The sequence below is a fragment of the Acinetobacter nosocomialis genome (assembly GCF_041021905.1).
GTDB lineage: Bacteria > Pseudomonadota > Gammaproteobacteria > Pseudomonadales > Moraxellaceae > Acinetobacter > Acinetobacter nosocomialis.
The window spans coordinates 120,426-131,370 of the sequence record NZ_CP157433.1 but is presented as its reverse complement, the minus strand read 5'-3'; the positions used below and the strand labels follow the sequence as shown (position 1 = coordinate 131,370).

Here is a 10,945-nt window from a genome sequence, read left to right as displayed (position 1 = left end):
AGGAAGATATATTAAGGAAAATGTTATAAATAGATATATTGACAATACTACTTAACGTCCACAAATGAAAGTATTTTTAATAAAAGAATTTGTCAACTTATGCACAGAATTTGTCAACTTAGAAACAGGAAAAAGTCAACTTATTGGTAGGAATATGTCAACTCAGAAACAGGAAAAAGTCAACTTATTGGTAGGAATTTGTCAACATATACTTCCTGTATCCCTTTGCTAGTCAAGCTTTGAGCAGAGATATAAATAATAAATTTAAATAAATATATATAAATTCAAAAAGACCATTCTTTTGTGGATAACTTTTTTTTTAATTTTTTTTTTCATGATAGTTGATTACTTCATAAATCACCGTTAAATTATACACAAACAAACTTACGTAACTTACATAAATTATGATTATCTTAGTTGGTGGTGAAAAAGGCGGTGCTGGTAAAAGCTGTTTAGCTCAAAATCTTGCAGTTTACTTACAACAAAGTCAAAGAGACGTCCTCTTATTAGATGCTGACCCTCAAGGAACAACAACAGATTGGGTCAAAGAAAGAGATGAAAACGATGAATTAAATAATATTCCATCAGTACAAGCATCAGGGAATATACGTTCAGTTTTAAAAGATTTAGATAAAAGATACCAAGATATTATCATTGATGCAGGTGGACAGGATTCTGAAGCATTACGTTCAGCAATGACTATAGCTACACATATGTTATTGCCGTTTAGACCCAAACGAAGAGATCTAAAAACTTTAGATCATATGGAACAAGTTTTAAAATTAGCAAAGACAGTAAATCCAAATCTGAAAGCTAGAGCAATTATTACTCAGTGTCCAACTCTTCCTTCTCAAGTTCAAAGAATTTTAGATGCAAAAGAGGCATGCAAATCATTTGGTATTGATGCATTGAATTCAATCACAACAAATCGAAATGTTTATGATGATGCAGATGAAAATGGGCTTTCGGTTTTTGAAGTAAATAGTGATCCTAAAGCGAAAGCTGAAATTGAAAGTATTGCAAGAGAGTTTTTAGGAGTATAACTATGGCTGGTTTAACTGGGCTAAACAAAAAACCTGAACCTACTGAACAAGATAAAATGTTAGATGCATTTATATCTGGTGCAGAAAAGAGGGTAAAGGCTTTAGAATCAAGTGAAAAAAAATTTATTCGTTACACTTTTTCTCTCAATGAAGATATTAGTAAACTAATTGATGAGCTGGTTGTAAAAGGGCAAAATGCAAGAATAAATCGTTCAAGTATTGTTCGAGCAGCTATAGAAAATTTATCGACATATAGTGCAGATGAATTAAAAGAAATATTAAATAAATAAATTAAAAATATCCCACTTTTTTAAGGGGGATATTTTTTATCCAAGTTAAATTTACTGTAAGTCCCCGGTGAACCCTATAGATATTTTTAAATTCAGCTCAGGCTCTAGCAGTGTGGTGGTAATTTATCTATTTGAGTTATTTTATATGAAGGCGTCCTTTTCTGCACAGACACGGATCTAGGCTATTCAGCTTGGCTGACTGAATTGATGTCATGATGTTTGATGCACATTGTCAAATTCTTTATCAAGCGAAACTCTGAATCAATGCTTGTAATTGTTTCACTATGATGAGTTTGAGTCCAGTGAAATGTTGCTTGTTCCAACCGTAGAGCTTTGAATACCCAGTCCATCATATATCAACACTTTCATACAATGACCACGCTTATTCCAAAACAAGATAACCTCAATGTTGCGATTTGACATGGTCAAAGGCTTTTAGGACATGAGAAAGAGCAGTATAAGTAACTGCTCGCATATCCATGGGCTGAGTAGAAAGCCAGATTTCATCAATGTGAATCTTATTGTGAGCACCTTGGGGAATTCTGCCAAAGCGATTGCTCCTGATACCTTCCGTTTCAGCCCAATCGCTATGTTCGCATCAGGCGTCGTTATTGATTATGCCTTATACGGAACTCCAGAATTAGCCCTCGTTGCGAACAACAAAGCAGAAATCCTGCAGTTCCGCGGACGCTGATAAGTAGACAGATTCCTGACACGGAATACTATAACTTACATCACTTAAATAGGATGCATAAGTTATGCAAGTTACGCCACTTAAATAAGTTAAGGCGCTAAAGCGATAAAAGCTACATGATGGCCAGTACTGAGCACTGGCGATCTAAGTCAATGCTGCAGTTCTCATCATCATTGGAATAAGTGGACAAATTCCTGACATGGAAATTGCAGCGAGATTGGCTAAAGTTACTGCGCTGATTATCAGCCGAGATAAAGTAATGTGAACGGGTAGTATTGCTGTAATGGATGGATTAAACGTTGCAGGGTAAGGCAATGTAATAAATGTGGGCTTTGGTGGTGCAGAGCTTGTTCTCCATCCAAAAGGCGAATATATCTACATACGGGATTTGAATTTAGTACTTACTGCAAAGCTACTGAAGCGAGGGATGTGTTGGGTGCTTTATCGGATGGTTACCTTTAATCCTTCATAAATGAGTGTACTAGTGAACAATACCACTTTATAGCAGTTAAACTTATTAAACTTATTAAACTTATTAAACTTATTAAACTTAAATTGCTTAGGTGGTCTAACTAAAATTTTGTAGCAGAGTGATCTAATAATAAATGTATTAATAGACCATACCCTAAAGTTACAATCTGAAAGTTCATGAAATTATGTATCATTTAAATGATTTTTAATCATAAGTAACATGTAACTTTAGTGTTAAAGAATTATAATTTACGAAATTGTTCATTTTTATCCAATTGGGGCGTGAAAAAGTGAAAGGCCAAAAAGTAGGGTATGTCCGGGTAAGTTCTGTCGAGCAAAACACTGGACGTCAACTTGAAGGAATTGAGGTCGACCGGATTTTTGTTGACCGTGCTTCAGGTAAAAATACTGACCGACCTAAATTTCAGGAAATGTTGAACTATGTCCGGGAAGGGGACAGGGTGATTGTACATTCAATGGATCGTTTTGCGCGAAGCCTAAAAGATTTGGTCACTGAAGTAGATAAACTGGTCAAACGAGGGATCGCCATCCAGTTTGTAAAAGAAAATATTACTTTTACAGCCGAATCCACCCCGATGGATAATTTGATGCTTCAAATGATGGGTGCTTTTGCACAGTTCGAACGTGAGATCATTTTAGAGCGGCAAAAGGAAGGAATAAAACTCGCCTCTGCTCAGGGGAAGTACAAAGGTCGGGTGCATAAACTAAAGCCTGACCAAGCTGAAGCTTTACGACAAGCATGGAAGGAGGGGAAGTATCCATCGAAAATGGCATTAGGGAAAGCTTTTGGGATTAGTCGTCAGGCGGTATACCGATATTTACAAGTTAGTGAATAGCTTATTGGGATTAGCAAATCTTTTATGACTTTTACATATATTCTTATTAAAGGAAAACTATTTTTAATCTTTTAAAATAGTTATAAGATAAACAAAATTTGTTGATTTTATAACATGAAAATATCATTACTGATCTCATCACTTCCCAGTCAAAGCACAACCGCAAGAATGCGAATTTGGCGTTCATTAAAGTCAAATGGTGCAGCAACTTTAAGAGATGGTGTTTACCTCTTACCCGAAGCACATTCTGAAAAATTTGAGTCTGTTGTTCATGATCATCTTAATGAACATGGGCATGCCTATATCTTTCAGACTGAACCTCCTGCACATTTAGACCTTGCTCAACTTTTCGACAGAACTGGAGAATATGAAGAACTGAGAACTGAAATTTCACAAATACAAAATACGCTTGAGGAAAATAAGAAAAAAGAACATCTCAAACAGATTCGAAAATTAAGAAAAAACCTCAATTCACTGATAGAAATAGATTTTTTCCCAAATACTCATCAAAGCAAAACACTGAATGAACTCACCCGATTAGAACAAGTTATTGCCCGGTTAGGTGAATACGATGAACCCAATAATTTTGAACAGCAATTAAAAGTCCTATGCAAGCAAGATTTTCAAAATAAAATCTGGGCAACCAGAAAGCGTCCTTGGGTTGACCGTTTGGCATCGGCATGGATCATTCAGAAATTTGTAGACCCTCAGGCAAAATTTATTTGGTTAGAGCATCCCAATGATTGCCCCAAAGATACCTTAGGTTTTGATTTTGATGATGCCCAATTTACCCATATCAATCATCTAGTCACTTTTGAAGTGTTAATGCATAGCTTTGAATTACAAAACCCTGCTTTAAATAAAATCGCTGAAATTGTTCATTTTTTAGATGTTGGGGGAAATGAGCCTGCCGAAGCCTTAGGCATTGAAAAAATCTTGCAAGGCTTAAGAAGCACGATCACAGATGATGATCAATTACTCCATCTTTCAAACCATATTTTTGATGGCTTATATGCAGACTTTCAAAGGAATTTAACATGAATAATAAGCCATCTTTAATAGATGAAACAGAAATTGAATCTATCAGCTTTTGGCAAGCATTCAAATTTTGGTTAAAACTGGGATTCATTAGCTTTGGTGGTCCTGCCGGGCAAATCGCTGTTATGCACCAAGAGTTAGTTGAAGAAAAAAAATGGATTTCAGAACAGCGTTTTATGCACGCATTGAATTATTGCATGCTCTTACCCGGCCCCGAAGCTCAACAACTTGCAACTTATATTGGCTGGTTAATGCATAAAACCAAAGGTGGCATCGTTGCAGGGGTTTTATTTATTCTACCTTCTCTTTTTATCCTCATTGGGCTGTCTTGGGTCTATGTGAAATATGGCAACGTCCCGATCATTGCCGGTTTGTTTTATGGCATTAAGCCCGCAGTTGCCGCAATTGTATTTCATGCCACGTATCGTATTGGCAGTCGTTCATTAAAGAATAAATTTCTATGGGCGATTGCAGTTATCGCTTTTCTTGCAATATTTATTTTTAATATTCCTTTCCCTTTAATCGTTTTATGTGCAGCGATATCGGGTTATTTGGTCGGTAAAAAGTATCCTGATTTATTTAAGCTAAATGCACATCAGTCCAGTCAAAAATCCTATGGACGTGCAATTATTGATGATGATACCCCTACACCTGAACATGCTGTTTTTAAATGGTCTCATCTGATCAAAATAACTGTAATTTCAGCACTTTTATGGGCAATTCCACTCATCTCTTTAACAGCAGTTTTGGGATGGAGTCATTCTTATACTCAACTGGCTTGGTTCTTTACTAAAGCTGCACTTCTGACATTTGGTGGTGCTTATGCTGTTCTGCCTTACGTTTATCAAGGCGCTGTCGGTTTTTATCACTGGCTCACCCCAACTCAAATGATCGATGGTTTAGCCCTAGGTGAAAGTACTCCCGGCCCATTGATCATGGTGGTGGCTTTTGTCGGCTTCTTAGCAGCTTATAACCATTCGCTGTTGGGTGCTGAATATCAATTTATTGCAGGTGCATTAGGTGCAATCATCGTCACGTGGTTTACTTTTATTTTCTCATTTTTCTTTATCTTAGCCGGAGCACCTGTTATAGAGTCCACACACAATCAAATTAAATTTACTGCCCCTTTAACCGCCATTACCGCTGCCGTGGTGGGCGTAATTTTAAATTTGGCACTCTTTTTATGTTACCACGTGCTTTGGCCACAGGGTTTTGAAGGGAATTTTGATTATATCTCTGCCATTATTGCAATTTTAGCTGTAGTCGCATTATTTAAATTTAATCAAAGTGTGCTCAGAGTCATCATCGGTTCTGCTTTAGTGGGTTTAACGATTAAAATTTTACTATAAAGAATGAACACTAGAGGTATGGATAAAAAATCTATGCTTCTTTTGACACGATTCAAGGTATCTTCTTTCATATAAAAAATTAAAGAATATTCCACTAAATCACTCACCATTTAACATAATGGTGGTTATGCGAAGTCGACTTGTAATGCAATTTGCATTACAATATTCCTAGTACATTAAATACTTGGGAAATATGATGGCTACTGTTAACTTCAGGATCGATGAAGCCCTTAAAGAAAAATCTTATTCAATCCTTAAAGAGCAAGGTATTGCACCTACTGATTTCTTCACTAGTATTCTTGAGTATGTTGCTACGACTGGGAAACTGCCTGTCAAAAAAGCTTTGCTTTCGGAAGAAGATGAAGAATTATTAGCTCTTGTCCGTAAGCGCATTAATGATCCTAAAGAGATGTTTGAGGAAGTCACATTAGATGACTTATAAGCTTTTACGTCACAAGGACTTTACAGCAGAATGGGAAAAACTCCCTGTTGCTATACGAGATCAATTTAAAAAGAAACTAGCCAAAGTCATAGAGCAGCCACATATTCCAAAGAATATGCTTAGAGGCGATCTTGCAGGTTGCTATAAAATCAAATTATTAAAAGCTGGTGTCCGACTTGTCTATCAAGTTAAAGATGATCAGGTAGTTATCCTGCTCATTACCGTCGGAAAACGAGCTGATAGCATAGTTTATGACGAAGCGAAAAAGCGAATTAAAGACTAAAAATGGGAGCTTATAGCTCCCATTTTTGTGTAGAGGCAGCAAGATTATGCTGTTTTGATCAGAACTCAGTTAACCATCCCGGGATTCTGCTCTGGCCCATTCAGCGCAGTTTTTTACTTTGGATGAAGTTAACCCATGTTATATTGCACAAGATAAAAAGGCACTGTTGCAAAGTTAGCGATGAGGCAGCCTTTTGTCTTATTCAAAGGCCTTACATTTCAAAAACTCTGCTTACCAGGCGCATTTCGCCCAGGGGATCACCATAATAAAATGCTGAGGCCTGGCCTTTGCGTAGTGCACGCATCACCTCAATACCTTTGATGGTGGCGTAAGCCGTCTTCATGGATTTAAATCCCAGCGTGGCGTTGATTATCCGTTTCAGTTTGCCATGATCGCATTCAATCACGTTGTTCCGGTACTTAATCTGTCGGTGTTCAACGTCAGACGGGCACCGGCCTTCGCGTTTGAGCAGAGCAAGCGCGCGACCATAGGCGGGCGCTTTATCCGTGTTGATGAATCGTGGGATCTGCCACTTCTTCACGTTGTTGAGGATTTTACCCAGAAACCGGTATGCAGCTTTGCTGTTACGACGGGAGGAGAGATAAAAATCGACAGTGCGGCCCCGGCTGTCGACGGCCCGGTACAGATACGCCCAGCGGCCATTGACCTTCACGTAGGTTTCATCCATGTGCCACGGGCAAAGATCGGAAGGGTTACGCCAGTACCAGCGCAGCCGTTTTTCCATTTCAGGCGCATAACGCTGAACCCAGCGGTAAATCGTGGAGTGATCGACATTCACTCCGCGTTCAGCCAGCATCTCCTGCAGCTCACGGTAACTGATGCCGTATTTGCAGTACCAGCGTACGGCCCACAGAATGATGTCACGCTGAAAATGCCGGCCTTTGAATGGGTTCATGTGCAGCTCCATCAGCAAAAGGGGATGATAAGTTTATCACCACCGACTATTTGCAACAGTGCCAAGCGCGGTGTCCGGAATTTCAGGTTTGTGTCTCTACAAAGACTAACTATCAGAAAAACTCATCGAGCATCAAATGAAACTGCAATTTATTCATATCAGGATTATCAATACCATATTTTTGAAAAAGCCGTTTCTGTAATGAAGGAGAAAACTCACCGAGGCAGTTCCATAGGATGGCAAGATCCTGGTATCGGTCTGCGATTCCGACTCGTCCAACATCAATACAACCTATTAATTTCCCCTCGTCAAAAATAAGGTTATCAAGTGAGAAATCACCATGAGTGACGACTGAATCCGGTGAGAATGGCAAAAGCTTATGCATTTCTTTCCAGACTTGTTCAACAGGCCAGCCATTACGCTCGTCATCAAAATCACTAGCATCAACCAAACCGTTATTCATTCGTGATTGCGCCTGAGCGAGACGAAATACGCGATCGCTGTTAAAAGGACAATTACAAACAGGAATCGAATGCAACCGGCGCAGGAACACTGCCAGCGCATCAACAATATTTTCACCTGAATCAGGATATTCTTCTAATACCTGGAATGCTGTTTTCCCGGGGATCGCAGTGGTGAGTAACCATGCATCATCAGGAGTACGGATAAAATGCTTGATGGTCGGAAGAGGCATAAATGCCGTCAGCCAGTTTAGTCTGACCATCTCATCTGTAACATCATTGGCAACGCTACCTTTGCCATGTTTCAGAAACAACTCTGGCGCATTGGGCTTCCCATACAATCGATAGATTGTCGCACCTGATTGCCCGACATTATCGCGAGCCCATCTATACCCATATAAATCAGCATCCAGGTTGGAATTTAATCGCGGCCTCGAGCAAGACGTTTCCCGTTGAATATGGCTCATAACACCCCTTGTATTACTGTTTATGTAAGCAGACAGTTTTATTGTTCATGATGATATATTTTTATCGGCACTGTTGCAAATAGTCGGTGGTGATAAACTTATCATCCCCTTTTGCTGATGGAGCTGCACATGAACCCATTCAAAGGCCGGCATTTTCAGCGTGACATCATTCTGTGGGCCGTACGCTGGTACTGCAAATACGGCACTGTTGCAAAGTTAGCGATGAGGCAGCCTTTTGTCTTATTCAAAGGCCTTACATTTCAAAAACTCTGCTTACCAGGCGCATTTCGCCCAGGGGATCACCATAATAAAATGCTGAGGCCTGGCCTTTGCGTAGTGCACGCATCACCTCAATACCTTTGATGGTGGCGTAAGCCGTCTTCATGGATTTAAATCCCAGCGTGGCGTTGATTATCCGTTTCAGTTTGCCATGATCGCATTCAATCACGTTGTTCCGGTACTTAATCTGTCGGTGTTCAACGTCAGACGGGCACCGGCCTTCGCGTTTGAGCAGAGCAAGCGCGCGACCATAGGCGGGCGCTTTATCCGTGTTGATGAATCGTGGGATCTGCCACTTCTTCACGTTGTTGAGGATTTTACCCAGAAACCGGTATGCAGCTTTGCTGTTACGACGGGAGGAGAGATAAAAATCGACAGTGCGGCCCCGGCTGTCGACGGCCCGGTACAGATACGCCCAGCGGCCATTGACCTTCACGTAGGTTTCATCCATGTGCCACGGGCAAAGATCGGAAGGGTTACGCCAGTACCAGCGCAGCCGTTTTTCCATTTCAGGCGCATAACGCTGAACCCAGCGGTAAATCGTGGAGTGATCGACATTCACTCCGCGTTCAGCCAGCATCTCCTGCAGCTCACGGTAACTGATGCCGTATTTGCAGTACCAGCGTACGGCCCACAGAATGATGTCACGCTGAAAATGCCGGCCTTTGAATGGGTTCATGTGCAGCTCCATCAGCAAAAGGGGATGATAAGTTTATCACCACCGACTATTTGCAACAGTGCCAATTAAATTAAGTTTAAGGGGTTGTTAACCTCATAATTTGCCATACTTTGGAGAAGTAACCCACCTTTGTATGCCTTTAAATATGGTGAGTATGGCGATTTATGTTACTTTAGAGGGGAAAATCCCTAGAACCCCTTCAAGAAAAACGCACAACACAGGCATTGCTAGTACGCAAATTATCTGGTTATCCATCTAGACACCCTATATTACAAGCATTAACGGAATATAATAGGCTCATCAAAGCCCAATATTTACTTGATTATATTGATGATGCAAGTCTGCGCCAATATGTTCAACGAGCACTGAACCGAGGCGAAGCCTGGCATTTCCTCAGGCGAGCTATTGCATCGGTCAATCGTGACCAGTTCCGTGGAAAAAACGAATCAGAAATAGTCGTCTGGAACGAGTGTGCCCGTTTGACGGCAAATGCTATTATCTACTTTAACTCGATGATCCTAAGTCATCTATTACTGCACTTTGAAGAAGTTGGTGACGAGGAAAAAGCAGCAATAACTCGACAAGTATCACCCGTTGCATGGCAGAACATTAATCTGAGCGGCACTTATCAGTTCGCTAGTAACCGCAAACTACCTGATTTACAGGAAATAACTAGGCCTATTGTTGAAAATGAAGTCTAAAATGAAAGGTAACCCAGCTCCACAAGCCATTAACTGCGAGGGTTGTGGCGATTTATGTTACTTTAGAGGGGAAAATCCCTAGAACCCCTTAGAGGAGATATCGCGATGCATACGCGGAAGGCAATAACGGAGGCGCTTCAAAAACTCGGAGTCCAAACCGGTGACCTCTTGATGGTGCATGCCTCACTTAAAGCGATTGGTCCGGTCGAAGGAGGAGCGGAGACGGTCGTTGCCGCGTTACGCTCCGCGGTTGGGCCGACTGGCACTGTGATGGGATACGCGTCGTGGGACCGATCACCCTACGAGGAGACTCTGAATGGCGCTCGGCTGGATGACGAAGCCCGCCGTACCTGGCTGCCGTTCGATCCCGCAACAGCCGGGACTTACCGTGGGTTCGGCCTGCTGAATCAATTTCTGGTTCAAGCCCCCGGCGCGCGGCGCAGCGCGCACCCCGATGCATCGATGGTCGCGGTTGGTCCGCTGGCTGAAACGCTGACGGAGCCTCACGAACTCGGTCACGCCTTGGGGGAAGGATCGCCCGTCGAGCGGTTCGTTCGCCTTGGCGGGAAGGCCCTGCTGTTAGGTGCGCCGCTAAACTCCGTTACCGCATTGCACTACGCCGAGGCGGTTGCCGATATCCCCAACAAACGGTGGGTGACGTATGAGATGCCGATGCTTGGAAGAGACGGTGAAGTCGCCTGGAAAACGGCATCGGATTACGATTCAAACGGCATTCTCGATTGCTTTGCTATCGAAGGAAAGCCGGATGCGGTTGAAACTATAGCAAATGCTTACGTGAAGCTCGGTCGCCATCGAGAAGGTGTCGTGGGCTTTGCTCAGTGCTACCTGTTCGACGCGCAGGACATCGTGACGTTCGGCGTCACCTATCTTGAGAAGCATTTCGGAACCACTCCGATCGTGCCTCCGCACGAGGCCGTCGAGCGCTCTTGCGAGCCTTCAGGTTAGAGGCCGTCG

At 41.7% G+C, this 10,945-nt stretch carries 11 protein-coding genes and 2 pseudogenes; 10 read left to right on the top strand and 3 right to left on the bottom strand.

Annotated elements, in window-relative coordinates; genetic code table 11:
• The first annotated feature begins 404 nt into the window (after positions 1-404).
• From ABLC00_RS19305 to ABLC00_RS19275, 7 genes are all read left to right on the top strand, one after another.
• Complete coding sequence (locus ABLC00_RS19305; RefSeq protein ID WP_000585007.1) at positions 405-1,043, top strand: AAA family ATPase; 639 nt, start codon at positions 405-407, stop codon at positions 1,041-1,043.
• Between the two features lie 2 nt (positions 1,044-1,045).
• Entirely contained in the window at positions 1,046-1,333 is a 288-nt protein-coding gene (locus tag ABLC00_RS19300) for a hypothetical protein (RefSeq protein WP_000908082.1), read from the top strand.
• A gap of 1,455 nt (positions 1,334-2,788) precedes the next feature.
• Complete coding sequence (locus ABLC00_RS19295; protein ID WP_000678311.1) at positions 2,789-3,355, top strand: recombinase family protein; 567 nt, start codon at positions 2,789-2,791, stop codon at positions 3,353-3,355.
• Between the two features lie 114 nt (positions 3,356-3,469).
• Positions 3,470-4,396 carry a chromate resistance protein ChrB domain-containing protein gene (locus tag ABLC00_RS19290; RefSeq protein ID WP_026055779.1) on the top strand — a complete coding sequence of 309 codons (927 nt, stop codon included), beginning with the start codon at positions 3,470-3,472 and terminating at the stop codon, positions 4,394-4,396.
• On the top strand, positions 4,393-5,742 hold the full coding sequence (gene chrA / locus ABLC00_RS19285) for a chromate efflux transporter (protein WP_001060713.1): 1,350 nt from the start codon (positions 4,393-4,395) through the stop codon (positions 5,740-5,742). Before ABLC00_RS19290 ends, chrA begins: the two co-directional genes overlap by 4 nt.
• A 196-nt stretch (positions 5,743-5,938) precedes the next feature.
• Positions 5,939-6,184 carry a type II toxin-antitoxin system RelB/DinJ family antitoxin gene (locus tag ABLC00_RS19280; protein WP_000246755.1) on the top strand — a complete coding sequence of 82 codons (246 nt, stop codon included), beginning with the start codon at positions 5,939-5,941 and terminating at the stop codon, positions 6,182-6,184.
• Positions 6,174-6,467, top strand: coding sequence for a type II toxin-antitoxin system RelE/ParE family toxin (locus tag ABLC00_RS19275; RefSeq protein ID WP_000221358.1), 294 nt, complete (start codon positions 6,174-6,176; stop codon positions 6,465-6,467). The genes ABLC00_RS19280 and ABLC00_RS19275 overlap by 11 nt, the downstream gene beginning before the upstream one ends.
• 211 nt (positions 6,468-6,678) lie before the next feature.
• On the opposite strand, the gene ABLC00_RS19270 is transcribed toward ABLC00_RS19275, so the two are convergent.
• Together ABLC00_RS19270 and ABLC00_RS19265 are read right to left on the bottom strand one after the other, a co-directional pair.
• Complete coding sequence (locus ABLC00_RS19270) at positions 6,679-7,383, bottom strand: IS6-like element IS26 family transposase (RefSeq protein ID WP_001067858.1); 705 nt, start codon at positions 7,381-7,383, stop codon at positions 6,679-6,681.
• 112 nt (positions 7,384-7,495) lie between these two features.
• Positions 7,496-8,311 carry an aminoglycoside O-phosphotransferase APH(3')-Ia gene (locus ABLC00_RS19265; protein ID WP_000018326.1) on the bottom strand — a complete coding sequence of 272 codons (816 nt, stop codon included), beginning with the start codon at positions 8,309-8,311 and terminating at the stop codon, positions 7,496-7,498.
• Positions 8,312-8,440: 129 nt separating this feature from the next.
• Here ABLC00_RS19265 and ABLC00_RS19260 point away from each other — a divergent pair.
• Positions 8,441-8,515, top strand: a pseudogene (locus ABLC00_RS19260) (IS6 family transposase); the annotation flags it as partial.
• Between the two features lie 49 nt (positions 8,516-8,564).
• Here ABLC00_RS19260 and ABLC00_RS19255 read toward each other — a convergent pair.
• Positions 8,565-9,269, bottom strand: coding sequence for an IS6-like element IS26 family transposase (locus ABLC00_RS19255; RefSeq protein WP_001067858.1), 705 nt, complete (start codon positions 9,267-9,269; stop codon positions 8,565-8,567).
• A gap of 197 nt (positions 9,270-9,466) precedes the next feature.
• Here ABLC00_RS19255 and ABLC00_RS19250 point away from each other — a divergent pair.
• Both ABLC00_RS19250 and aac(3)-IId read left to right on the top strand, forming a co-directional pair.
• Positions 9,467-9,970: pseudogene (locus tag ABLC00_RS19250) on the top strand (Tn3 family transposase); the annotation flags it as partial.
• Positions 9,971-10,075: 105 nt separating this feature from the next.
• The gene (gene aac(3)-IId / locus ABLC00_RS19245) at positions 10,076-10,936 is read left to right on the top strand and encodes an aminoglycoside N-acetyltransferase AAC(3)-IId (RefSeq protein ID WP_000557454.1); all 861 of its coding nucleotides are present in this window, start codon (positions 10,076-10,078) and stop codon (positions 10,934-10,936) included.
• The last annotated feature ends 9 nt before the right edge of the window (positions 10,937-10,945 follow it).